Consider the following 24,161-nt stretch of genomic DNA (forward strand, 5'->3'; position numbering starts at 1 on the left):
GATGAGTTCCACATGAAGGAACTTTCACTACGGTGCCTCAGGGGCGCGGGGAACTGCGCGAACAACCACGACGAACCCGCACCCGGCAACGGCGACCGAGTGGCACTCACGGCAACCGGTACCCCATCCCCCGCACCGTCTCCACCCGCTCCGCCCCCAGTTTCTTCCGCAGCGTCCGCACGTACACGTCCACGATGTTGGACCCCGGGTCGAAGTCGTACCCCCACACATGGGAAAGGATCTGCTCCCGGGACAGCACCTGCCCCGGATGCCGCAGGAACAGTTCCAGCAGCACGAACTCACGGGCCGTCAGATCGACCGTCCGCTCCCCGGACCGGGCACGCCGCGTACGGAGATCGAGGCTCAGGGAGCCCGACCTGAGCACCGTCACCTCCGGCGCCCGCGCAGCCGTCCGCAGCCTCAGCCGCACCCGGGCCAGCAGCTCCTCGAAGCGGAACGGCTTGGTCATCCAGTCGTCGGCGCCGCCCTCCAGGCCCGCCACCGTGTCCCGTACGGAGTCCCGCGCGGTCAGCACGATCACCGGCACCGTCACTCGCGCCTCACGCAGCTCGCGCAGGATGGTGAAGCCGTCCCGGCCGGGCAGTCCGATGTCCAGGACGACGAGGTCGAAGCCGCCGGTCAGGGCGTACTCGTAGCCCGCGTCGCCGTCGGTGACGACGGTGGTGGTGAAGCCGTTGGAGCGCAGGCCCTTCTCCACGAAGGAGGCGATGCGCTCCTCGTCCTCGACGATGAGGATGCGGTTCACGAGGGGTCCCCTTCCGGTGCCCGGGGTGCGTGCAGAACGAGGGCGAAGGCGGCGCCGCCACCGGGCGAGTCGCGGAGCCGTACGTGCCCCCGGTGGCCCTCGGCGATCGCCTTGACGATGGACAGCCCGAGCCCGGCGCCGGAGCCCCGGGCGCCGCGGCGGGCCGTGCCGCGCCGGAAGCGTTCGAAGATCACCTCGGTGTCCTGGGGCTGCACGCCGGGTCCCGAGTCGGCGACGTACAGCTCCAGGTGCGGGCCGTCGGCGCGGGAGCCGATGCGGATGGTCTGGCCGGAGGTGGTGTGCTGCACGGCGTTCTGCGCGAGCTGCACCATGGCCTGTGTGATCCGCTGCGGATCCAGCTCGGCCTCCAGGTCGGCGACCTCGGCGAGCCGCCAGTCGCGTTCGCCGAGCGTGCGGGCCTTGACGTAGACGTCGGCGGTGAGTTCGGCGACCTGGACCGGCTCGGGGGAGACGAAGTCGGGGCGTTCGGCCTTGGCGAGCAGCAGCAGGTCCTCGACGATGCGGCTCATCCGGTCCAGCTCGTCGGTCACCAGCCGGACGGTCTCCTCGCGTTCGGCCGGGTCGTCGCCCATCACCTCCAGATGGCCGCGCACGATGGTGATGGGGGTACGCAGCTCGTGGCCCGCGTCGTCGACGAACTCGCGCTGGGCGGCGAAGGCCCGCTCCAGCCGGTCGAGCATGCCGTTGAACGTCTCGGCGAGAGCCGCTATGTCGTCGTTGCCGTGCACCGGGATCCGCCGGGTGAGGTCCTGCTCGGTGAGCTGCGCCGCAGCGGTGCGCACCACCCTTACGGGTTTGAGGATCCGCCCGGCGACCGCCCAGGCGATGCCGACGGTCAGCAGCAGGGCGACCCCGGAGATGACGAGCAGTGTGCGGAACATGCTGTTCACGCGGGCCTGCTCGCGCTGTGGATGGAAGGCGACGACGAACGCGGCGTCCGGCTCCCGGCCCTGCTGGGCCACGGTGACCTTGGCCCAGCGGATCTCGCCCTCGGGCCGGTGCAGCACACCGGAGGACGCGGGCGAGTCGAAGATGCCGCGCTTGGCACCGGGGTCCCGGTGCAGGGGCAGAGCGACGGGCAGGTCGTGCCGCTGGCGGATCTGCCGGGGAGTGCCGTCCGCCCCGCGGACCAGGCCGATCAGCTCCTCGTCCGCGTCGGGGTTCTGCCTTTCCAGGAACACCGTGAGCAGCCGGTCCGCGTCGGTGAACGGCCGGCCCGTCTGCGGATCCCCGCCCCGCTCCTCGAAGTTGGCGAACTCGCCGGTCTCCTGCGTGAGCAGGCGGTTGATCCGGTTGTCGACGTCCCGCAGCAGGAACGAGCGGGTGGTCATGGCGACGGAGGCGAGCGCGACCGCCATCACGAGCAGCAGCCAGAGCAGGATGCGGACCCGGGCGGAGACGCGTCGGCGGCCGGGGTCAGTTGTCAGAGCCTGCGCCGTCGTCGTCGCCCGGTCCGTCGTCTCCGGCGCCCCGGCCGCGGTCGTCGTCGTCATCGTCACTCGCTGAGCTGTCGGTCACCGGGGGCCGCGAGACGACCTCGTCGCCCGGCGTGGACTCCGGCCGCGTCGACTTCGCGGGGGGTGTGAGCGTGGAGGTGGGCGTGGGCGAGCGGTTGTCCAGCTCCACCTGCTGGGACGGGACCTTGGGCGCCTCGGGGCTGTCCGCGAGGGCGTAACTGGTCGCGGCGATGCCCAGCGGGATCAGCACGACGGCGGACAGGGCCGCCATACGACGGGAGAAAGCCATGCGCCCGATCCTGCGGCCGGAACCGGGAGCCGATGATGAACCCCGGATGAAGAACTCTTCATCCGGAGTACGGGCCCGTCCGCCGAGGCGGGGTCCTCAGTTGTCCAGCCCGATCGAGAACGCCGCCTCGAGGTCGTGCTGCGAGTACGTACGGAACGCCACGTGCGTGTCCGTGCCCTCCACCCCGGGGATCTTGCTGATCCGGCCCGGGATGACCTCCGCCAGGTCCTCGTGGTCCTTCACCCGGACCATCGCGATCAGGTCGTAGGTGCCGGTGACGGAGAAGACCTCGCTGACGTTGTCCAGCGCGGCGATCGACTCCGCGATCTCGGGGATCCGGTCCACGCTGGTCTTGATGAGGACGATCGCGGTGATCACGGCTGGTTCTCTCCCTCGGGGGCCGGAGCAGGGGCGGGCTTCACTCTAGTAGGGCTGGTGGGGCGGCCGTAGCGGACCGAGGCGTAGCCGAAGCCCAGCCCGAAGCCCACCAGGTGGGCGAGGTAGGCCACCCCGGGCCCGTCCGAGGCCCGCCCCGCAGCCAGCCACTGGAGCGCCGCCCAGAACGGCAGGACGACCCAGGCCGGGAAGCGCACCGGCAGGAAGAAGAGGAACGGCAGGAGACTGGTCACCCTGGCCCGGGGGAACAGGTAGAGGAACGCACCGAGGACCGCCGAGATCGCCCCCGAGGCACCGACCAGGGACTGTCCGGAGTCCGCGTTGACGGCGGCGTAGCCCAGCAGGGCCAGACAGCCGCAGCCGACGTAGAACAGGGTGAACTGCACCCGGCCCATCCGTTCCTCGGTCATCGCCCCGAAGACGTAGAGGAAGAGCATGTTGCCGAGCAGGTGCACCCAGCTGCCGTGGACGAAGAGGGCCGTCGCGGGGGTGAGGGCCGATCCGGCGGACCCCTCGAACAGTTCTGCGGGGATCACGCCCCAGCGCCGGAAATAGGCCCGCTGCGCGGCGAGCAGGTCGTCGCCCGTGCCGTACGCCGGACCGAGGCCCGAGGCGGGGCCGACCAGGAAGACCGCGCAGCACAGGGCGATCAGTGAGTACGTCACCGGCGCCGACGACCCCGCGACCGATCTGCCGGCCCGGACGAACGACGCACTCCACTTGCTGATCATGGACACAGAGCATGACGTAACGGGACGCAACCGCACAGACCGCCTCGCCGCCGTGGACGCGTGGGCGGCGAGGACCCGCCAGGCCGTAGGGTTACGAGCCATACGCACCGGGGATGCCGGTGGCGTCACGGACACTAGAAGGAAAGAGAACAGGTCACGATGACGGTTCCCCTGCCGACCGCCTCGACGCGGTGGCGCTGCGCCCTCTGCGGCAACCTCACGAGGTTCGACGTGACCCGCTCGTCGAAGGTCGTCGAGTACGTCCACCTCGACCTGGCCGGAGAGCCGAAGGTCGAGGAGCGCGAGGTGCTCAGTGAGACCATCGAGTCGGTGCGCTGCCGCTGGTGCAACGCGGTGGACCAGGTGGAACTCGTGGACAGGCCGGGCGCCGGCTCCTGACGGGAGCCGGCCCGCACAGGCATTGGGGTGTGTGACGGATGGTGGAGACCACAGGCGGGGGGCCGGGCGACGGCGCCGCTGAGGTGCTCGACCGTCCGCTGCCCGACGGTGTGCGCCGCAGGGTCGTCCAGATCGTCTCCGACGGCTTCGGTTCGCTGACGGTCGGCGAGCTGCCCGCGCAGCTCAGGCAGTACGCCCGGTTCGCCCCGAACCGCCGCGCCAAGTTCGCCGGCAACGCCATGGCCGCCGCGCTGGAGACCGACCCGCTGTTCCGGCAGCGCATCGGGGAGAAGCTCAGAGAGACCCAGCCGGAACTGACCGGCGCCCTCGACTCAGGCTCCCCGCCCCCGGCCGCGGACCCGCTCGACGTGGCGGCCGCGGCCTACGTACTGCGGCCGCTCGGCTGGGTGAAGCTCGTGACCGCCGCCGGCGAGGAGGCCCAGCGGGCCGACGCCGAGCGGGCCGACGAGGAGAACCGGGCCGAGCTGGAACGGCTGCGCGCGGAGCTGGACCGGGCCCGTGACAACACCAGGGCGGAGACGGAGCGGCTGCGCACGGAGCTGGATTCGGCCAAGAAGGAAGCCGAGTCCCTGCACCGCAAGCTGCGCGCCGCCCTCAGTGACGTCAAGCGCGGCGAGGCCGCCCTGCGCAAGGCGCACGGCGAGATCGAGGCCGTCCGCGCCGAGGGGCAGGCCCAGGTGTCCGCCGCCGAGAGCGAGAGCCGGCGGCTCAAGGCCCGGCTGGGGGAGACCGAGGCCGCCCTGGAGGCCACGCGCCGGGCCGCGCGCGAGGGCCGCAGCGTCGAGGACATGCGGGTGCGGCTGCTGCTGGACACCCTGCTGGACGCCACCCAGGGGCTCAGGCGCGAACTGGCCCTGCCGCCGGTGTCCGTGCGGCCCGCCGAGACCGTGGACGCCGTCGAGCCGGGCCGGATGAGCCCCAAGGACATCGCCGCCCGCGCCCTGTCCGAGGACGACCCACAGGTCCTCGACCAGCTGCTGGCGCTGCCGCAGGCCCATCTCGTCGTCGACGGTTACAACGTCACCAAGACGGGTTATCCGCAGATGCCGCTGGAGAAGCAGCGCCTGCGGCTGCTGGGGCAGCTCTCGCAACTGGCGGCGCAGAGCGGCGCCGAGGTGACCTGCGTCTTCGACGGGGCCGAACTGGCCGCGCCGGTCCTGCTCGCGCCGCCGCGCGGAGTCCGGGTGCTGTTCTCGAAGCCGGGCGTCACCGCGGACGAGCTGATCCGCCAGCTGGTGCGTGCCGAACCGCCCGGCAGGCCGGTCATCGTCGCCTCCACCGACCGCGAGGTCGCCGACGGCGTGGCCCGCGCAGGCGCCCGCCCGGTGGCCTCGGCGATGCTGCTGAAGCGCCTTTCGCGGGCCTAGCGACCGTTCGCACCATGCGTAACTTACGGGCTTCATGCCCGAATTGGTGAGGTCTGTGTGCCACGTTGCGTCAAATGGGTCTCACTGCCTGTGAGTCAAGATGAAAAGATGGCTCACCGTGACGCAATTTTTCAGCTGAGGATTTGAACTGATCACAGGAAGGTCACTAGGGTCGGGCCGAACCTCCGCTCGGGTGATCACTCATCGGGAGAGACGGCGGAGGGGCCAGAAGGAGCTTTTCACCCGTGGCGTCCCACCGTCGTCCCAAGCAGCCGAGCCGCGCACGTGTGACCGTGTTGACCACCGCCGCCGCCGCTGCCGTCGCCTTCAGCTCGCAGGCCGCCAACGCGGCCCCCAGTGAGAAGCCGAGCAAGGACGAGGTCAAGGCCAAGGTCGACAAGCTCTACGAGCAGGCGGAGCAGGCCACCGAGAAGTACAACGGGGCCAAGGAGAAGCAGGAGAAGCTCCAGAAGGAGATCTCCACCATCCAGGACAACGTCGCCCGTGGCCAGGAGGAGCTCAACGAGCTGCGCGACAGCCTGGGCCTCGCGGCCGCGTCGCAGTACCGGACCGGCTCCATCGACCCCTCCGTCCAGCTCTTCCTCTCCGCGAACCCGGACGACTACCTCGACAAGGCCTCCACGCTCGACCAGTTGAGCAGCCAGCAGGTCGAGGCGCTGAAGAAGGTCCAGGAGAAGCAGCGCGAACTCGCCCAGGAGCGCGCCGAGGCCTCCGAGAAGCTCAAGGACCTCGCCTCCACCCGCGCCGAACTCGGCAAGAAGAAGAAGGAAGTCCAGGGCAAGCTCGCCTCCGCGCAGAAGCTGCTCAACAGCCTCACCGCCGCCGAGAAGGCGGCACTCGCCGCCGAGCAGGACCGCGCCAGTCGCGACAGCGAGCGCGACGCCCTCACCGGCAACGTCCCGCCCGGCTCCGGCCGCGCCGCCGCGGCCTACGCCTTCGCGCAGAGCCAGCTCGGCAAGCCCTACGTCTACGGCGCCACGGGCATGAGCTCCTTCGACTGCTCCGGCCTCACCTCCCGGGCGTACGCCGCGGCGGGCGTCCAGATCCCGCGTACCTCCGAGGCGCAGGCCCAGATCGGCACCAAGATCTACTCGGTCAGCCAGCTCAAGGTCGGCGACCTGGTCTTCTTCTTCAACGACCTGCACCACGTCGGCCTCTACGCCGGCAACGGGCAGATCATCCACGCCCCGCGCACCGGCACGGTCGTCCGCTACGAGTCGATGGACACCATCGGCGGCCCGTTCATGTTCGGCGTCCGCGTCTGATCCCAGCCCCTGGGAGTCCCTCGGCGACTCCAAGATCAGGACACCGTGTCCGCCGTTCGGGCGAATCACGGCAGCCTCGATTCGAGCCCACGCCCCGCCAGTGACCTGCGTCAGTGGCGGGGCGTCGTGCCGCATACCCACGGATGGTCGTTGGCGGTCCCCCGTCGCGGGGCTACTGTCTGCCGCGTTTCCTAGTCCGCCAGCGGAAGGAGAGCGGCTTCCCGTGGGGTCCCATCGCCGCCTAGCACCGTCCGGGTTCGACCGGGGCGCCGGTGCCGCGGTCAGCATCCTGTCCGTCGCGGCCGCCGCCCTGGCCTCGGTACCGGCCGGCGCCGCACCGTACGACGACACCCGGGCCGAGATGGACCGGCTCTACGAGCAGGCCGAGAAGGCGACCGAGGCCTACAACGAGGCCGACGAACGCGCCGACGAACTGCGCGACGAGGTCGGCACCGCCCGGGACCGGATCGCCCGGCAGCAGCAGCGCATCAACTCCATGCGGGAGTCGCTCGGTTCGCTCGCCGGTGCCCAGTACCGGTCGGGCGGCATCGACCCCTCCCTCGCCCTGCTGTTCTCCGACGACCCGGACGACTACCTCGACAAGGCCTCCCGGCTGGACCGCATCACGGCCCACCAGGCCGGTGAGCTGAAGGAGCTCCAGCAGGCCATGCGCGAACTCGCCCAGGACCGCGCGGAGACCGCCGGCAAGCTCCGCGATCTGGAGAAGAGCCGCAAGGCCGTCGCCGCCCACAAGAAGACCGTCGAGCACAAGCTCGCCACGGCGCGGCGGCTGCTCAACTCCCTTCCGGACAGCGAGCGTGACGCCTACGGCCGTGCCTCCCGCTCCGGCCGCTACGGCATCCCCGAGCTCGGCGGCGCCACCGCCGCCTCGGGACGCGGAGCCGCCGCCGTCGCCGCCGCCCGCAGCGCGCTCGGCAAGCCCTACATCTGGGGCGCCAACGGCCCCTCCGGCTTCGACTGTTCGGGCCTGACACAGTGGTCGTACGCGCAGGCCGGGGTCGCCCTGCCGCGCACCTCGCAGGCCCAGCGGTACGCCGGCCGGCAGGTCCCGCTGTCCGAGGCGCGCCCCGGTGACCTGGTCCTCTACCGGGGCGACGCGAGCCATGTCGGGATGTACATGGGCAACGGCCAGGTCATCCACGCGCCCTACCCCGGCGCACCCGTGCGCTACGACCCGGTCGGGATGATGCCGGTCTCGTCGGTCACCAGGGTCTGACCGGCGCGGCCCGGCGCCCGTACGATCGGGAGCGTGGCTGGTCGAAGGTCGGTGTCCCCGGTGGTGGCGACGCTCGTCGCGCTGCTCGTCCTCCTGACCGGATGCGGCGGCCGGTCCGCCGCCGACAGCGCCACGGCCGACGTCCAGCGCCTCCTCGAGCGGCGGGCCGCCGCGGTCCTCGACCACGACGAGCGGGCCTACGCGCGCACGGGCACGGGGGTGGATTTCAGCCATCTGCGCGCGCTGCCCCTGGCGAGCTGGTCGTACCGCGTGACCGGCCTGCACCGCACCGGCGACACCGCCACCGCCGACGCCGAACTGCGTTACCGCGTCGCGGGGTACGACCGGATGCCGGTGACCGCGGGCCGTACCCTGCGGCTGAGCCGCGGCGCGGACGGGCAGTGGTCCGTCGACGCCGACCGGCCCGCGAGGAAGTCCGCCCAGCAACTGTGGGACCAGGGGCCGGTCCAGGTCGTCCGGGGCAAGCGCAGCCTGGTCCTCGGTGTCGGGCAGCCCGGCCGGTCGCTGCGCGGCTACGCGGACCTGGCCGACCGTGCGGTGCCCGCGGTCACGGAGGCGTGGGGCACGGACTGGGGCCGGCGCGTCGTCCTGCTCGTACCGAAGTCGCTGGAGGGGATGGCGGGGCTGCTCGGCTCACCCGCCTCCTCCTACCGCGGGATCGCGGCGGTCACCACCGGCGAGACGGGAGCACCGGCGCAGGCGCCCGCCGACCGCGTCATCGTCAACCCGGACGCGTTCGCACTTCTCGGCACCCTCGGCGAGCAGGTCGTCGTCACCCACGAGACGACCCATGTCGCCACCCGCGCGCACACCACGCCCGCCACCCCGCTGTGGCTGTCCGAGGGCTATGCCGACTGGGTCGGCTACCGGGCCGCCGGCCGCACCCCGCCCGAGGCCGCGCCCGAACTGTCCCGCGCGGTGACGCAGGGCCAGATCCCCTCCGCCCTCCCGGACGACAGGGACTTCGGCTTCACCGGCGACGCGAGCCGTCTGGCCCGGGCCTACGAGAGCGGCTGGACGGCGTGCCGGCTGATCGCCGACCGCTGGGGCGAGGCCCGGCTGGGCGAGTTCTACCGGGCCGTCGGGGAGCACCGGAAGCGGGCCGGGGCGGTGGAGGAGGCGATGCGCGACGTGCTGGGGACGACGCCGGAGGCCTTCACGGCGCAGTGGCGGGACTATCTGCGGGTCCAGCTGGGCTGATCGCCCGCGGCCTCAAACCGGCTGTTCGAGCAGCGCGATGGCCTCCCGCAGCCAGGCCCGTTCCGCCTCGCCCGTCGCCCGGGCGACCCGCAGCATGCCCTGGCGGAACAGGTCGTCCGTCTCCTCGGCGCGGACCGGCTTGCCGGACTCGTAGAAGAAGCTCGCCGGCGTCTCGAGGAAGTCCAGCCGGCGGCGCAGCACAGCTGCCTGCTCGTGCCGGTCGGGCAGGTGGCGCAGGAACGCCAGGACCGTGTTGAAGCGGACGTGGTCGGTGATCTCGGTCTGCTTCGGACGGCGCAGCCGCTCCAGCAGTTCCTCGCGGCCCTTGCCGGTGAGGGCGAGGATCCGGCGCGGGGCCGCGCTCGCGCCGGGCTCTGTGCGCTGGTCGAGCAGGCCCGCCCCGACCAGGCGGGTGATCGCCGGGTAGAGCGCGCCGTCGCTCACCGGCCGGACATGGCCGGTCAGCGCCTTGATGCGCTCCTTGAGCTCATAGCCGTGCAGCGGCTCCTCGGCCAGGAAGCCCAGGATCGACAGCTCCAGCATGGTCCTCCCAGTCCTCCTTGCGGGGCGTGAGATCCCATGCTACCTCTTATCGAGATACCTCGAAGCGAGGTACGGCCTCAGGGGGACAGTCACCGTGAACGCCCACCGCAAGCAGCTCCTCCAGCTCGCCCGCCCGGTCTACTTCTCGCTCCTGGCGTCCGTCGCCGCCGGGATCATCAACACCGTCTGGGTCGCCCGGCTCGGCGGTCCGGCCGTGGCCGCCGTGGCCGTGGCGACCACCACGGAGAACGTGCTGCTCGGCATCGCCCTGGTCTTCGGCTCCGGCACGACCGTGCTCGTCGCCCACGCCCGGGGCGCCCGCGACCCCGCCGCCGTACGGGCGGCCGTGCGCGGCGGCTGGGCGTTGTGGGCGCTGGTGACGCCGCTGGTGGTGGCGGGCGGCCTGCTCGGCCGCGAACCGCTGGCCCGGCTGGTGCTGGGCGGGTCCGACGGCGCCGCCCTCCCGCTCGCCGTCGCCTACTTCACGCTCTCCATGCCCGGCATGGCCGTCTTCTTCGCCCAGCAACTCGTCGACGGCATCCTCAAGGGCGCCGGCGACACCAGAACCCCGCTGCGGCTCGCCCTGCTCTCCAACGGCCTGATCCTGGCCCTCGACCCGCTCCTCATCCACCTCCACGGCGTCCAGGGCGCCGCCGCAGCCACGGTGCTGTGCCGGTCCGTGGCGCTCGGGGCCGGACTCGTCGCGGTCCGGCGCACCGTGCTGCTGAGCAGCGCCCGTGAGGCGGCACCGGCCGAACCCCTGGCCGTCTCCCTGCGCCGGACGCTGACGACCGGCCTGCCCATGTCCGCCGACTTCACCGTGCGGCAGACGGGCACCCTGGTCCTGGTCGCGATCGTGGCGCGGCTCGGGGTGACGGCGGTGGCCGCGTACTCGATCGCCTACAAGGTCATGTACATGGCGACCATGGCCTTCTATGCCGTGCGCCAGGCCGCGTCCATCCACACCGCGCACACGCGGGGCGAGGGGAGGGACGCGCGCCGGGAGATCGGGCGGCAGGCGGTGCTGCTCTCCGGAGCCATCGGCCTCACCGCGGGCGTCCTGCTGGCCGTCACCGCTCCGTGGCTCATGGCCGCCTTCGGCGCCGGACCCGGGGTCGCGCGCGAGGGCGTGCTGTTCCTGCGCTGCGTCGGGCCCTACCTGCTGCTGATGGCCTGCCTCATCGCGCTCGGCGGGGTCTTCGAGGGCAGCGGGGGCGCCCCGAAGCTGCTGCGCGTCACCGCGCTCGGGACGGCCCTCCAGCTGGCGCTCGCGTACGGCCTGACAGGGCTCGGGCTGCCCGGTGTGTGCCTGGCGCTGGCGGTGGCGACGGCGGTGCAGTGCGCGCTGGCGGGCGTGCTGTTCCGGCGGGCCCCGGCTCAGGTGGATACCGGGGTCTCGTCGGTGCGGGTCGTGGGCTGAGCCGGCACGCGAGCCGGGGCCGTGCGCGGCACCGTCGCCCGCCACAGGGCGCGGGCCGCGAGAAGCGTGGCGGCGAGGAGCAGGCCGTTGCGCAGGAACAGCAGGGTCAGGCCGAGGCCGTCACTGGCCACCACGTTGGCGAAGTAGAGCGGGAACTCCAGCACCGTCACGAAACACGCCACCAGGACGAGCCCGACCGGCAGCCGCATCCGGCTCCCGGGGAAGTACAGGCAGACCGCGGCCAGCCCGACCAGCCACACCATGTACTGCGGGCTGATCACCCGGCTGGTGGTGGTGAACATCAGCACCGCCACGAAGGCCGCGTCGGCGACCGTGTGCTCCTCGAAGGTCCGGGCCAGCAGCCGCCACAGCACCAGCCAGCCGAAGGCCGCCCCCGTCAGGAACAGCGCGCCCGTGCTCACCTCGCTCACGTACGGCCCGAGGAACTCGATCGAGCCGTAGTTCAGCCGCACCTCGCCCCGCCAGCCGAAGTGCCGGGCGACGTGGAAGACCAGCGCGCCCAGCGACTCCACCTCGGTGCCCCGGTCGCGCTGGGAGGTCAGGAAGGTGAACGCCCCCGGCGCGGCCAGGGCGAACACGCCCGTCACCGCGACGCCGGTCACCGCGGCCGACACCCAGGAGGCGGGCCGGCGGACCGCCAGCAGGAGCATCGCCGGCCAGACCTTCAGCAGCGCGCCGAACGCGGCCAGCACCCCCATCACCTTGGGGTGCCGGGCGCCCGCGAGCAGCGCCGCCACGGCCACCGCCGTGACCATCACGTCGTAGCGGGCGTACACCGTCGGCCCGAGCAGCGGCACGCCCGCCACCCACACCCAGGCGCCCCGCAACGACCTGCCCGGGCGGCTGCCCGCGTACGCCAGCAGGGCCAGGACGGCCAGGTCGGTGACGCAGACCAGCACGAAGAACGCGGTCGCGTAGGGCAGGAAGGACAGCAGGCCGGGGGAGAGGATCGCCAGGGCGGCGGCGGGCGGGTACTGCCAGGTGACGTCGTCCTGAGGGAACGTTCCGCTGCGCAGGACGTCGTACCAGCCCTGGTAGATCACGGACACGTCGCTCGTCACGTCCGGGCCCGGGAAGACGTACACCTTCAGCACGAACAGCAGCAGCACCAGTCTCGTGAGACACCAGGCCACCAGCAGCCATGCCAGGGACCGCTTCGCGCCCGTCGTACTCACCAGATCCCTGCCCGTCGCGTGCCGTGTCGAGGAGGCCATGATGTCCCCGACAGCTGTGAGGGTGCCACACCTGCCGGTGCGTACGGCCGTGCGGGGCGGTTCGGTAGGGTCGGCGGCGTGCGCAAGACCCTGATCGTGACCAACGACTTCCCGCCCCGGCCGGGCGGCATCCAGGCGTTTCTGCACAACATGGCGCTGCGGCTGGACCCGCAGCGGCTGGTCGTCTACGCGTCGACCTGGAAGCGGGGCCGGGAGGGCATGGAGGCGACCGCCGCCTTCGATGCCGAGCAGCCCTTCACCGTCGTACGGGACCGTACGACCATGCTGCTGCCGACGCCGGGCGTCACCCGGCGGGCGGTCGGGCTGCTGCGGGAGCACGGGTGCACGTCGGTGTGGTTCGGGGCGGCTGCCCCCCTTGGCCTGATGGCGCCGGCGCTGCGGAGCGCGGGTGCCGAACGGCTGGTCGCCACCACGCACGGCCATGAGGCCGGCTGGGCGCAGTTGCCCGCCGCCCGGCAGCTGCTGCGCCGGATCGGCGACTCCACGGACACGATCACCTACCTCGGCGAGTACACGCGCTCCCGGATCGCCGGCGCGCTGAGTCCGCAGGCGGCCGCGCGGATGGCGCAGCTGCCGCCGGGCGTCGACGAGAAGACCTTCCACCCCGGTTCGGGCGGCGACGAGGTGCGGGCACGGCTGGGCCTGACGGACCGCCCGGTGGTGGTGTGCGTCTCCCGGCTGGTGCGGCGCAAGGGTCAGGACACCCTGATCCGGGCCATGCCCCGGATCCTGGCGGCCGAGCCGGACGCCGTACTGCTGATCGTCGGAGGCGGCCCGTACGAGAAGGACCTCCGCAAGCTGGCCCACGACACGGGCGTCGCCGCCTCCGTCCGCTTCACGGGCCCGGTGCCCTGGTCGGAGCTGCCCGCCCACTACGGCGCCGGCGACGTCTTCGCCATGCCCTGCCGGACCCGACGCGGCGGCCTGGACGTCGAGGGCCTCGGCATCGTCTACCTGGAGGCCTCGGCGACGGGCCTGCCGGTCGTCGCAGGCGACTCGGGCGGCGCCCCGGACGCGGTCCTCGACGGCGAGACGGGCTGGGTGGTGAGGGGTGGCTCTCCAGCGGAGGCAGCCGACCGCATCATCACCCTCCTCGCCGACGCCGAGCTGCGCCGCAGAATGGGCGAGCGGGGGCGCGAGTGGGTCGAGGAGAAGTGGCGCTGGGACCTGCTCGCCGAGCACCTCAAAAACTTGCTGTAGACACTCAGGGGCGCGGGGAACTGCGCGACGAGCCACAACGCACCCGCACCCGCCCACGACGAATACGCGGCACCCCACTAGGCGGAACCAGATAATCCGCCGATGCTGCGCCCATGACATCAAACCTGACGCATCGTCATCTGACAAGACGTCAAATCCTCGGCATGGCAGCCCTCCAGACCGCAGCCACCCTGGGATTCACCCGCATCGGCCTCGACTCCGCCCGAGCGGCGCAGCCCACCGCAGTCGACACCGCCCCCGCCATCGTCATCGGCTCCGGCTACGGCGGCGCCGTAGCCGCCCTCCGCCTCGCCCAGGCCGGCATCCGCACGCTCGTCCTGGAGATGGGCCGGCTCTGGAACACCCCCGGCCCCGACGGAAAGATCTTCTGCTCCACCCGCACCCCGGACCAGCGCTCCATGTGGTTCCGCACCCGCACCGAGGCACCCCTGGGCACCTTCCTCTGGCTGGACGTCGTCAACCAGGACATCGGCCGCTACCCGGGCGTCCTGGACCGCGTGCACTTCGCGGAGATGTCCGTCTACGTCGGCCGGGGCGTCGGCGGCGGCTCACTCGTCAACGGCGGCATGGCGGTCACGCCGCCCAGGGCCTACTTCGCCGAGCAGTTCCCCACCGTCGACGCCGACGAGATGTACGGCACGTACTTCCCGCGCGCCCGCGCCGCACTCGGTGTGAACAGCGTCGACCCGGCCTGGTTCGAGTCGACGGAGTGGTACCGCTTCACCCGCGTCTCCCGCAAGCATGCCGAGAAGGCCGGCCTGCGGACCACCTTCGTGCCGAACGTCTACGACTTCGGCCACATGGCGCGCGAGGCGGCCGGCACCGCCCCGAAGTCGGCACTCGCCGGCGAGGTCATCTACGGCAACAACCACGGCAAGCGCAGCCTCGACAAGACCTATCTCGCCACCGCGCTCGGCACCGGCCACGTCACGATCCACACCCTGGAGAAGGTCCGCGCGATCAGCCGGGCGCCGGACGGGAGCTACGTCCTGACCGCCGACCGCGTCGACGAGACCGGCCGGGTCGTCGAGACCAAGGAGTACGGCTGTACGTACCTCTTCCTCGGCGGCGGCAGCCTCGGCACCACCGAACTGCTGCTGCGCGCCCGGGAGACGGGCACCCTGCCCGATCTCGACCCCAGCGTCGGCGCCGGCTGGGGCACCAACGGCAACGTGATGCTCGGCCGGGCCAACCACCTGTGGGACACCGTCGGCGCGAACCAGTCGACCATGCCGGTCATGGGCATCGACGACTGGGCCAACGCGGCCAACCGCGTGTTCGCCGAGATCGCCCCGCTGCCGACCGGGCTGGAACACTGGGTGAGCCTCTATCTGGCGATCACCGGCAACCCGGAGCGGGCGTCCTTCTCGTACGACACCGGCTCGGGCGCGGTACGGCTCGGCTGGACGGCCGCCCACAGCGCGGTCTCCGTCGCCATGGCCAGGAAGCTGTTCGACCGGATCAACGCGGCCAACTCGACGATCTACCGCTACGACCTCTTCGGATCGAGCAGCAGGGTCTTCGCCGACGACTTCACCTACCACCCGCTGGGCGGCTGTGTGCTGGGCCGGGCGACGGACGACTACGGGCGCGTGAAGGGCTACCCCAGGCTCTACGTCACCGACGGCTCGCTCGTGCCCGGGTCGATCGGGGTCAACCCCTTCGTGACCATCACCGCGCTCGCCGAACGCACGATGGCGCGGGTCCTCGCCGAGGACGCCGCGCCATGAATGCCCGAGGAAAGCCCTGTTACTTCGCGTAGATCGTCTCGACCTCGTGCGCGTAGTCCTTCGCCACCACGTTCCGCTTCAGCTTCAGTGAGGGGGTCAGGTGGCCCGACTCCTCCGTGAACTGGGAGGACAGAATGCGGAACTTCCGCACCGATTCCGCCTTCGACACCGCGGCGTTGCCGTCGTCGACCGCCGCCTGGATCGCGGCCAGCAGATCCGGGTCCTCGCACAGCGACGCCGCGGTGGAACCCGCCGGCTTGCCGTGGTCCGCGCACCAACGGCCCAGGAACTCCTCGTCGATGGTGATCAGCGCGCCCACGAACGGCCGCCCGTCGCCCACCACCATGCACTCCGCGACCAGCGCGTGCGCCCGGATGCGGTCCTCGATCACGGCCGGGGCGACGTTCTTGCCGCCCGCGGTGACGATGATCTCCTTCTTGCGGCCGGTGATCCGGAGGTAGCCGTCCTCGTCGAGGGTGCCGATGTCACCCGTGTGGAACCAGCCGTCGGCCAGCGCCTCGGCGGTCGCGCCGGGGTTGTTCCAGTACTCCTTGAACAGGTGCTCGCCGTGCAGCAGCACCTCGCCGTCGTCGGCGATCCGGACCACGGAACCGGGCAGCGGCTGGCCTACCGTGCCGATCTTCTGCCGGTCCCAGGGGTTGAACGCGGTGGCCGCGCAGGACTCGGTCAGGCCGTAGCCCTCCAGGACCGTGAAGCCGATGCCGCGGAAGAAGTGGCCGAGGCGCTCGCCCAGCGGGGCGCCGCCGGAGATGGCGTACTCGCCCCGGCCGCCGAGGACCGCGCGCAGCTTGCTGTAGACGAGCTTGTCGAACGTCTTGTGCTTGATCTTCAGGCCGAGGGACGGGCCCGACGGGGTGTCCAGCGCCTTGCTGTACGCGATCGCCGTGTCGGCGGCCTTGTCGAAGATCTTGCCCTTGCCGTCGGCCTGCGCCTTGGCGCGCGCCGAGTTGTAGACCTTCTCGAAGACGCGCGGCACCCCGAGGATCAGGGTCGGGCGGAACGCGGCCAGCTCGTCGGTGAGGTTCTTGATGTCCGGGACGCAGCCCAGCTTGATCGGCGCCATCATCGGCGCGATCTGCACGAGCCGCCCGAAGACGTGCGCGAGCGGCAGGAAGAGCAGCACCGAGCACTCGCCCGTGCGGAACAGCGGACGCAGCCGCTCCACGATGTTGCCGCACTCCGCGAAGAAGCTGCGGTGGGTGAGCACACAGCCCTTGGGACGGCCGGTCGTGCCCGAGGTGTAGACGATGGTCGCCGGGTCGTCGGCCTTGGCGATCGAGCTGCGCTCCTCGACCGTCTGGTCCGTGACGTCCTGTCCGAGCCGGCCCAGCTCGTCGATGCCGCCGCCCTCGATCTGCCAGACGTGCTTGAGCGCCGGCAGCCGGTCGCGCACCGACTCGACGGCGGCCGTGTGACCGTCCGTCTCCACGATGCACGCGGTCGCGCCCGAGTCGCCGAGGATCCACTGCACCTGCTCCGGCGAGCTGGTCTCGTACACCGGCACGGTCACCGCGCCCGCGCTCCAGATCGCGAAGTCGAGCAGCGTCCACTCGTAACGGGTGCGGGACATCAGGCCCACCCGGTCGCCCGGCTGGACCCCGGCGGCGATCAGCCCCTTCGCGGCCGTGCGCACCTCGGCGAGGAAGGCGGTGGCCGTGACGTCCTGCCAGGTGCCGCCGACCTTGCGGGCGATGACGGCGACGTCCGGGTGCTGCGCGGCGTTTCTGCGGACGATGTCGGTCAGATTGCCGTCCGCAGGGACCTCGTACAAAGCCGGAAGGCTGAACTCGCGCAAGACTGCTGCTCCTCATAGGGCGCCGGCGCCACGACGTTGTGTGATGCGACGGTCCGGTCCAAGGCTCGGGCAGGTGCTCCGGCATTCACTTGTTGAAATGCAGAGCACGACTGGACTGCCCGGACGTTACCCGCCGGTATGGCTCCTCCGACAGGGGGTGCCGTCGAGATGTTCGCTGCGTCACACAGTTGGGTATTCCTTCGCGCACAGTAGTCCACGCACTAACTGACTGGCCAGTAACCGCAGGTAGGGCCGCCACTGTTCACAACTGCGCCGCTCGACCTACCCTTGATCACCATGGCACCCACACCAGCCGGAAACCACAGGACGCGCGTGCATGTGGTGAGCGACGTGCACGGCAACGCCCGTGACCTGGCCAGGGCCGGCGAAGGCGCCGACGCCCTGATCTGCCTGGGCGACCTCGTCCTCTTCCTCGACTACGCCGACCACTCGCGCGGCATCTTCCCCGACCTGTTCGGCGTCGAGAACGCCGACCGCATCGTCGCGCTGCGCACCGCCCGCCGCTTCCAGGAGGCGCGGGAGCTCGGGGCCCGGCTGTGGGCCGGCGTCGGCGAGGACCGCGCCTCGGTGATCGAGAAGGCGGTGCGCAAGCAGTACGCCGAGATGTTCGCCGCGTTCCCCACTCCTACGTACGCGACCTACGGCAATGTCGACATGCCGCCCCTGTGGCAGGAGTACGCCGGCCCCGGGACGACCGTCCTCGACGGCGAGCGCGTCGAGATAGGCGGCTGGGTCTTCGGCTTCGTCGGCGGCGGCCTGCGGACACCGATGCGGACGCCGTACGAGATCAGCGACGAGGAGTACGCGGCGAAGATCGAGGCCGTCGGCGAGGTCGACGTGCTGTGCACGCACATCCCGCCCGAGGTACCCGAACTGGTCTACGACACCGTCGCGCGCCGCTTCGAGCGCGGCAGCCGGGCCCTGCTGGACGCCATCCGCCGCACCCGGCCCCGCTACTCCCTCTTCGGGCACGTCCACCAGCCGCTGGTGCGGCGGATGCGGATCGGGGCGACCGAGTGTGTGAACGTGGGTCACTTCGCGGGGACCGGGACGCCGTGGGCGCTGGAATGGTGAGGACGTCCCAGGTCGGGTGAGATCGGCGGGCTCCGTGCGCGGTAGCCTTCACGCTGCACACGCTTGCGCACGACGACCTCATACCGGCCCGTATCTGGAGGAGCCACGGCGATGGCGGAACACACCAGCTCGAGCATCACCATCGAGGCGGCCCCGGCCGACGTCATGGCGGTCATCTCCGATTTCGCCCGTTACCCGGACTGGACCGGCGAGGTGAAGGAGGCCGAGGTGCTCAAGACCGACGAGCAGGGCCGTGCCGAACAGGTCCGGCTGGTCATGGACGCGGGTGCGATCAAGGACGACCAGGTCCTCGCGTACACGTGGACCGGCGAGAACGAGGTCTCCTGGACCCTGGTCAAGTCCCAGATGCTCCGGTCCCTGGACGGCACGTACCTGTTGAAGCCGGCGGGGGCGGGGGGTACGGAGGTCACGTACGCGCTGACCGTGGACGTCAAGATCCCGATGCTCGGCATGATCAAGCGCAAGGCGGAGAAGGTCATCATCGACCGGGCGCTGGCGGGTCTGAAGAAGAGGGTCGAGTCCGCCTAGCCGCCGCTGGGGTTTCTGACGGAGCTCCCGTGCGGGCCCGTCGTGGCTGGTCGCGCTCACGCGGCGGAGCCGCACGTCTGCACAGCCCCGCGCCCCTGAGGGCGTGTCGATTACCGTTCACCCCCATGCGCACCATCCTGATCACCGGCCCCGGCGGCAGCGGCCGTACCACCCTCGCGGCCGCGACCGCCCTGGCCGCGGCAGCGCAGGGCACCCGCACCCTCGTCCTCGGCACCGACCGCACGGACACCCTCGGTGCCGCCCTGGGCACCGGCACCGGCCCCGAGCCGACCGAGGCCGCACCCCGGCTCACGGCCTGGCGTCCCGACCCCGCCCAGGACTTCCGCACGGACCTCACCGCCCTCCAGGACCGCGCCTCCTCCGCCCTGGACCTCCTCGGCGCCTCCCGCCTCGACCCCGAGGAACTCACCCCCCTGCCCGGCGCCGGGGAACTCGCCCTCCTGCGCGCCCTGCGCGACGCCGCGCTGTCGGAGTCGTACGACCTGCTCGTCGTCGACCTGCCCCCGGCCCCGCAGGCCCTCGCCCTCCTCGCCCTGCCCGAGGAGCTCCGCCGCTACCTGCGCCGTCTGCTCCCGCCCGAACGCCAGGCCGCCCGCGCCCTGCGCCCCGTCCTCGGCCGGCTCGCCGGCGTGCCCCTGCCCGCCGAGTGGCTGTATGAGACGGCCGCCCGCTGGGACCTGGAGCTGGCCGCCGCCGAGGCGGTCGTCGCCGACCGCGACACCGTCGTACGACTGGTCGCCGAGCCCGGCCCGGCCGGTGCCGACGCCCTCCGCACCGCCGCCCTCGGCCTCGCCCTGCGCGGCCTGCGCACCGACGTCGTGGTCGCCAACCGCGTCCTGCCCGAGGCGGACCCGGACACCTGGCTGGCCGGCCCGGTCGCCCAGCAGCGCAAGACACTGGACGAGTGGCGGGAGTCGTACGACGTCCGGACCGTCGCCCACCTCGGACGCGACCCGGTCGGCGCCGACGACCTGGCCGCCCTCGCCGTGCCCGGCGCCGACCCGGACGCCCCCGTCCCGCCGGTCGCGTGGCCGGTGGGCGACCGGCTCGCCGAGGACGGCGTGCTCGTCTGGCACATCCCGCTGCCCGGAGCCATACGCGAGGAGCTGGACCTCGTCCGGCGCGGCGACGAACTCGTCGTCACGGCGGGGCGGTTCCGCCGTATCGTTCCGCTGCCCTCCGCGCTGCGCCGCTGCACCGTCGACGGGGCCGCCCTGCGCGAGGGCGAGCTGCGCATCCGGTTCGCGCCCGACCCGAAGCTCTGGCCGCAGACCCGGTGAGAGGGGGTAACGTCGTAGGGACGAACCGTAGTCAGGAGTCCGTCATGAGCGAAGAGCTCCCCCCGTTCGACGCCGCCCGCGAAGAGGCCGCGGACGAGGTGCGGGCGACCGACGCCGACGCCTGGGCGACCGCGTGCGCCGAGGACCTCGAAGCGGAGAAGGCCCGCCGCCGCACCGAGTACGGCCCGCCCCCGGGCTCCGCGGCCGAGGAACTGAAGAAGCTCGTCGACGCCGTCGCGGACAAGCTGTCGGGGATCCAGTCCCCGCTGTTCGGCGCGGTCGCGGGGCCAGCCGCCGAACAGGTCGTCCGCCAGGTCGTCCAGCAGGCCAAGGCCGCCGTGGAACCCGTCATCGAACGCAACCCGGACGTCTTCGACCACCTGGCCGCCGCCGGGAACGAACTGCTCGCCGCCTACCGCTCCGCCGTCGAGGCCCAGGAGCGGCGCTGGACCGGCCGTGACGACCGGATCGACCCACGTGACCTGGACGAACGTCATGACCGGGGCGACGACACCGGCCCTGGGGAGCACATCGACCTGGACTGAGCCCCCCTCCTCGAAACGAGCCGCGACCGGCGTGCCGCCGCCGGTCCCGCCCAGCGTGCGGACGACAGCGAACCCGACGGCGTGCCTCGGGTACCGTTGGCCGTAGCGGGGCTCGACCGAAACTGAGGGATTCATGGGACTCACCATCGGCGTCGACATCGGCGGCACGAAGATCGCGGCCGGCGTGGTCGATGAGGAAGGCAACATCCTCTCGACCCACAAGGTGCCGACCCCGGGCACGCCTGAGGGCATCGTGGACGCCATCGCATCGGCGGTGGAAGGCGCACGCGTCGGGCACGACATCGTCGGCGTGGGCATCGGCGCGGCCGGCTATGTGAACCGGCAGCGCTCCGAGGTCTACTTCGCGCCCAACATCCACTGGCGCAACGAGCCGCTCAAGGAGAAGGTCGAGGCCCGTGTGGGCCTCCCGGTGGTCGTCGAGAACGACGCGAACGCCGCGGCGTGGGGCGAGTACAAGTTCGGCGCGGGCAAGGGCCACCGCAACGTCATCTGCATCACGCTCGGCACCGGCCTCGGCGGCGGCATCATCATCGGCAACAAGCTGCGCCGCGGGCACTTCGGCGTGGCCGCCGAGTTCGGCCACATCCGCATGGTGCCGGACGGCCTGCTGTGCGGCTGCGGCTCGCAGGGCTGCTGGGAGCAGTACGCGTCGGGCCGGGCACTGGTGAGGTACGCCAAGCAGCGCGCCAACGCCACCCCGGAGAACGCCGAGATCCTGCTGGGCCTCGGCAACGGCACGCCCGACGGCATCGAGGGCAAGCACATCTCCATGGCCGCCCGCCAGGGCGACCGCGTGGCCGTCGACTCCTACCGCGAACTGGCCCGCTGGGTCGGCGCGGGCCTCGCCGACCTCGCCTCCCTCTTCGACCCGTCCGCCTTCATCGTCGGCGGCGGCCTCTCCGACGAGGGCGAACTGGTCCTGGGCCCGATCCGCAAGTCCTACAAGCGCTGGCTGGTCGGCGGCAACTGGCGCCCGGTCGCCGAGGTCCGCGCCGCGGAACTGGGCAACAAGGCCGGCCTGGTGGGAGCAGCGGACCTGGCGAGGGAACCCGACCCGATCATGTGACGCCCTCAGGGGCGCGGGGAACTGCGCGAGCAGCCACGAGCAACCGGCACTCGCGCACCATCCCCGCGCCCCGAGCCATTGGGCGTAAATTGATCACATGCCCCTGCTCCCCAACTCCCGTACCGAACCCGACGGTTCCGCGGTCATCAGGGTCCTGAGCTACAACATCCGGTCGATGCGCGACGACACCGACGCCCTGGCCCGTGTCATCCGCGCCTGCGAGCCCGACCTGGTCCTGATCCAAGAAGCCCCCCGCTTCTTCCGCTGGCGCAAGAAACTCGCCCGTCTGGCCCGCGAATCCGACCTGGTCGTCGTCACCGGGGGCGCCACCACCACCGGCCCGGCGATCCTCAGCTCACTCCGGGCGAGCGTCGAACGCACGGAGGACATCCTCCTGCCCCACACCCCCGGCCTGCACCGCCGTGGCTTCGCCACCGCCGTCGTCCGCTTCGCCGGCACCCGCCTCGGCGTCCTGAGCTGTCACCTGTCGCTCCAGAAGGACGAGCGCTACGACCAGGCCGGCATGCTCCTGGACCGGCTCGCCGGCATGGGCGTGGAGCACGTGATCGCCGGCGGCGACCTGAACGAACGCCCCGACGGCCCCGCCTTCCGCCGGCTGACCGACACCCTGACCGACTGCCGGGCCGCGTCCCCCTGGGGCGGCGAGCACACCTGGACCCCCGCCGACCCCTACCAGCGCATCGACGCGATCTTCGCGACCAAGGGCATCGAGGTGCTGGGCTGCGGCGTGCCGTCCGGGCAGCCGGGGGTGACCGACACAGACCTGAGGGCGGCCACGGACCATCTCCCGGTCCTGGCCGCCCTCAAGATTCCAGCCGCCTGAAAACGAGCCGCCTAGACGACGGCACCGCGCCCCGGGTCGTCATCGTCCTCGTCGTCCGTCCGCATCCGCATCACCAGCGTCGCGAACCCGCCGACGAACCCGCCGATGCTCAGCGTGGTCAGCCACCAGGTCATCTCCCAGTCGAGCAGCACGGCCAGCAGAAGCAGCACCGGCCCGCCCAGCACACCGAGCCAGGCGAACTTCGCGGTGGGATCGGCGGACGGCAGCGGGGGCGGCTCCGGCGGCACGAAGTGGCCCTCGTCGTCCTCGTCGAAGTCGTCCTCGGCGGGCTCGGGCGCGGTGTAGTCGCGCGGGCCGACGCCGGGCGCGAAGGAGACGGAGCCGCCCAGCGGCTTGGCCGGCTTGTCGCCGGATTCCTTCGGCTCCGGCCCGTCCGGCTCGCCGGGCTTCCCGGCCTCCGAGGGCGCCGACGCGGCCGTGTCCACCCGGTCGACCCGGTCGTCGTTGGTCGGAGGCTCCAGCAGCGCCAGGTCCTCGACCGACTTGAACGGCTTGGCGCCCGGCGGGTCCGGCGGCTCCTCGCCGTACCCGGCGACGATCGCCGCCCAGGCGGCCTCCTCGTCGAACGGGACGCCCTTCTCGTCCGGCTCGCGGCCCTCGCGGTCGGAGTCGTGCTCAGCCACCTGCGGTCGTCCCTTCCTTGCCGAGACCGGGCTCCTTGCCGAGGCCGGACGCGAGCCGACCGATGAAAGCGGTGCTCTCCTCGAAGATCCGGTCCGCGTCATGGTCCAACGTGGCGACGTGGTAGCTCTGTTCCAGGAGGACCTCTTTCACGTCCGTCGACGAGATGCGGCTGAGGATACGGGCCGAGTCGGCCGGCGGCACCACATGGTCCTGCGGGCTGCGCAGCAGCAGCACCGGCTGGGTGACCTGCGGCAGCTCACGGTCGGCGACCTGGAAGAACTGGCGCAGGGAGTGCGCGGCGTGCAGCGGCACCCGGTCGTAGCCCAGCTCCCTGCTGTCCGGCTTGGCGATGTCGCTGGCGATGCCCTTCGTCGCGGGGACGAGGTGGCGGATCACCGGGAGGGCGTGCGCGGCCAGGCCGTGCACCTTGTTCGCCGGGTTGACGACCACCACACCGCTGACGGCGTCGCCGTGCCGCGCGGCGAGCCGCAGGGCCAGCGCGCCGCCCATCGACAGACCCGCCACGAACACCTGCTCGCGGCGCTCGCACAGCAGGCGCAGCTCGCGCTCCACTTCCGCGTACCAGTCCTGCCAGCCGGTGATCCGCAGGTCCTCCCAGCGCGTGCCGTGCCCGGGCAGCAGCGGCAGCGAGACGGTCATGCCGCGTGCGGCGAGATGCTCCGCCCAGGGGCGCAGCGACTGCGGTGAACCGGTGAAGCCGTGGCAGAGGAGCACGGCGATCTCCCCGCCCTCGTGGCGAAACGGCTCGGCTCCGGCAAGGACCGGCACCTTCGGCCTCCTGGTCGTGAGAAGGGACGGACACGATCACGGATGGTCACGGAACGTCATCGCAGGGATCGCACGGCGTTCGCGGGACCTTCACCGTACGCGACGGCACTGACACCGACCAGGGCCGTC

The 24,161-nt window shown here is 71.9% G+C and carries 24 protein-coding genes; 14 read left to right on the top strand and 10 right to left on the bottom strand.

Features of this window, described 5'->3' with window-relative positions; genetic code table 11:
- Positions 1-106 precede the first annotated feature (106 nt).
- The 5 genes from MQE23_RS32330 to MQE23_RS32350 form a co-directional block, all read right to left on the bottom strand.
- Positions 107-766: a response regulator transcription factor gene (locus tag MQE23_RS32330; RefSeq protein WP_020272949.1), complete on the bottom strand. Its 660-nt coding sequence runs from the start codon at positions 764-766 to the stop codon at positions 107-109.
- On the bottom strand, positions 763-2,145 hold the full coding sequence (locus tag MQE23_RS32335) for an ATP-binding protein (RefSeq protein WP_243382835.1): 1,383 nt from the start codon (positions 2,143-2,145) through the stop codon (positions 763-765). The genes MQE23_RS32330 and MQE23_RS32335 overlap by 4 nt, the downstream gene beginning before the upstream one ends.
- Positions 2,146-2,203: 58 nt before the next feature.
- Positions 2,204-2,533, bottom strand: coding sequence for a small secreted hydrophilic protein (locus tag MQE23_RS32340; RefSeq protein ID WP_243380961.1), 330 nt, complete (start codon positions 2,531-2,533; stop codon positions 2,204-2,206).
- Positions 2,534-2,629: 96 nt separating this feature from the next.
- Positions 2,630-2,911, bottom strand: coding sequence for an Lrp/AsnC ligand binding domain-containing protein (locus MQE23_RS32345; RefSeq protein WP_010048935.1), 282 nt, complete (start codon positions 2,909-2,911; stop codon positions 2,630-2,632).
- A complete protein-coding gene (locus MQE23_RS32350) occupies positions 2,908-3,660 on the bottom strand; it encodes a rhomboid family intramembrane serine protease (protein ID WP_243380962.1) in 753 nt (250 codons plus the stop codon). Before MQE23_RS32350 ends, MQE23_RS32345 begins: the two co-directional genes overlap by 4 nt.
- 159 nt (positions 3,661-3,819) lie before the next feature.
- Between MQE23_RS32350 and MQE23_RS32355 the strand changes: the two genes are divergently transcribed.
- From MQE23_RS32355 to MQE23_RS32375, 5 genes are all read left to right on the top strand, one after another.
- A complete protein-coding gene (locus MQE23_RS32355; protein WP_020272953.1) occupies positions 3,820-4,059 on the top strand; it encodes a hypothetical protein in 240 nt (79 codons plus the stop codon).
- A 38-nt stretch (positions 4,060-4,097) separates the two neighbouring features.
- Positions 4,098-5,447 carry an NYN domain-containing protein gene (locus MQE23_RS32360; protein WP_020272954.1) on the top strand — a complete coding sequence of 450 codons (1,350 nt, stop codon included), beginning with the start codon at positions 4,098-4,100 and terminating at the stop codon, positions 5,445-5,447.
- A gap of 245 nt (positions 5,448-5,692) precedes the next feature.
- On the top strand, positions 5,693-6,733 hold the full coding sequence (locus MQE23_RS32365; RefSeq protein ID WP_037669487.1) for a C40 family peptidase: 1,041 nt from the start codon (positions 5,693-5,695) through the stop codon (positions 6,731-6,733).
- A 223-nt stretch (positions 6,734-6,956) separates the two neighbouring features.
- Complete coding sequence (locus tag MQE23_RS32370) at positions 6,957-7,970, top strand: C40 family peptidase (RefSeq protein WP_020272956.1); 1,014 nt, start codon at positions 6,957-6,959, stop codon at positions 7,968-7,970.
- A 33-nt stretch (positions 7,971-8,003) separates the two neighbouring features.
- Positions 8,004-9,191 (top strand): hypothetical protein, encoded by a 1,188-nt coding sequence (locus MQE23_RS32375; RefSeq protein WP_243380963.1) that lies wholly within the window; start codon positions 8,004-8,006, stop codon positions 9,189-9,191.
- A 12-nt stretch (positions 9,192-9,203) separates the two neighbouring features.
- Here MQE23_RS32375 and MQE23_RS32380 read toward each other — a convergent pair whose 3' ends face one another.
- The gene (locus tag MQE23_RS32380; RefSeq protein WP_020272958.1) at positions 9,204-9,734 is read right to left on the bottom strand and encodes a PadR family transcriptional regulator; all 531 of its coding nucleotides are present in this window, start codon (positions 9,732-9,734) and stop codon (positions 9,204-9,206) included.
- A 94-nt stretch (positions 9,735-9,828) separates the two neighbouring features.
- Between MQE23_RS32380 and MQE23_RS32385 the strand changes: the two genes are divergently transcribed.
- Entirely contained in the window at positions 9,829-11,154 is a 1,326-nt protein-coding gene (locus tag MQE23_RS32385) for an MATE family efflux transporter (protein ID WP_243380964.1), read from the top strand.
- Here the strand turns inward: MQE23_RS32385 and MQE23_RS32390 are convergent.
- Positions 11,112-12,350, bottom strand: a complete 1,239-nt coding sequence (locus MQE23_RS32390; protein WP_243382837.1) for a glycosyltransferase family 87 protein — start codon at positions 12,348-12,350, stop codon at positions 11,112-11,114. The genes MQE23_RS32385 and MQE23_RS32390 overlap by 43 nt on opposite strands.
- Before the next feature lie 117 nt (positions 12,351-12,467).
- On the opposite strand from MQE23_RS32390, the gene MQE23_RS32395 reads away from it, so the two are divergent.
- Both MQE23_RS32395 and MQE23_RS32400 read left to right on the top strand, forming a co-directional pair.
- Entirely contained in the window at positions 12,468-13,610 is a 1,143-nt protein-coding gene (locus MQE23_RS32395; protein ID WP_243380965.1) for a glycosyltransferase family 4 protein, read from the top strand.
- 164 nt (positions 13,611-13,774) lie between these two features.
- Positions 13,775-15,361 (top strand): GMC oxidoreductase, encoded by a 1,587-nt coding sequence (locus MQE23_RS32400; protein ID WP_020272962.1) that lies wholly within the window; start codon positions 13,775-13,777, stop codon positions 15,359-15,361.
- Between the two features lie 19 nt (positions 15,362-15,380).
- On the opposite strand, the gene MQE23_RS32405 is transcribed toward MQE23_RS32400, so the two are convergent.
- Entirely contained in the window at positions 15,381-17,177 is a 1,797-nt protein-coding gene (locus tag MQE23_RS32405) for an AMP-dependent synthetase/ligase (protein ID WP_243380966.1), read from the bottom strand.
- A 297-nt stretch (positions 17,178-17,474) separates the two neighbouring features.
- On the opposite strand from MQE23_RS32405, the gene MQE23_RS32410 reads away from it, so the two are divergent.
- The 6 genes from MQE23_RS32410 to MQE23_RS32435 all read left to right on the top strand — a co-directional run bounded on the left by MQE23_RS32410 (position 17,475) and on the right by MQE23_RS32435 (position 22,598).
- Entirely contained in the window at positions 17,475-18,272 is a 798-nt protein-coding gene (locus MQE23_RS32410) for a metallophosphoesterase (RefSeq protein ID WP_082319876.1), read from the top strand.
- A 111-nt stretch (positions 18,273-18,383) separates the two neighbouring features.
- The gene (locus MQE23_RS32415; protein WP_086564878.1) at positions 18,384-18,821 is read left to right on the top strand and encodes an SRPBCC family protein; all 438 of its coding nucleotides are present in this window, start codon (positions 18,384-18,386) and stop codon (positions 18,819-18,821) included.
- Positions 18,822-18,946: 125 nt separating this feature from the next.
- Entirely contained in the window at positions 18,947-20,122 is a 1,176-nt protein-coding gene (locus MQE23_RS32420; RefSeq protein ID WP_243380967.1) for an ArsA-related P-loop ATPase, read from the top strand.
- A gap of 44 nt (positions 20,123-20,166) precedes the next feature.
- Positions 20,167-20,667 carry a DUF5304 domain-containing protein gene (locus tag MQE23_RS32425; RefSeq protein ID WP_020272968.1) on the top strand — a complete coding sequence of 167 codons (501 nt, stop codon included), beginning with the start codon at positions 20,167-20,169 and terminating at the stop codon, positions 20,665-20,667.
- Positions 20,668-20,800: 133 nt separating this feature from the next.
- Positions 20,801-21,754, top strand: a complete 954-nt coding sequence (locus tag MQE23_RS32430; protein ID WP_020272969.1) for an ROK family glucokinase — start codon at positions 20,801-20,803, stop codon at positions 21,752-21,754.
- 97 nt (positions 21,755-21,851) lie between these two features.
- Entirely contained in the window at positions 21,852-22,598 is a 747-nt protein-coding gene (locus MQE23_RS32435) for an endonuclease/exonuclease/phosphatase family protein (protein ID WP_020272970.1), read from the top strand.
- 11 nt (positions 22,599-22,609) lie between these two features.
- Here the strand turns inward: MQE23_RS32435 and MQE23_RS32440 are convergent, their stop codons facing one another.
- Complete coding sequence (locus MQE23_RS32440) at positions 22,610-23,242, bottom strand: hypothetical protein (RefSeq protein ID WP_020272971.1); 633 nt, start codon at positions 23,240-23,242, stop codon at positions 22,610-22,612.
- Positions 23,235-24,032 (bottom strand): alpha/beta fold hydrolase, encoded by a 798-nt coding sequence (locus MQE23_RS32445; RefSeq protein WP_020272972.1) that lies wholly within the window; start codon positions 24,030-24,032, stop codon positions 23,235-23,237. The genes MQE23_RS32440 and MQE23_RS32445 overlap by 8 nt, the downstream gene beginning before the upstream one ends.
- Between the last annotated feature and the right edge of the window lie 129 nt (positions 24,033-24,161).

It is taken from the genome of Streptomyces sp. HP-A2021, from assembly GCF_022807935.1.
Taxonomy (GTDB): Bacteria; Actinomycetota; Actinomycetes; order Streptomycetales; family Streptomycetaceae; genus Streptomyces; species Streptomyces afghaniensis.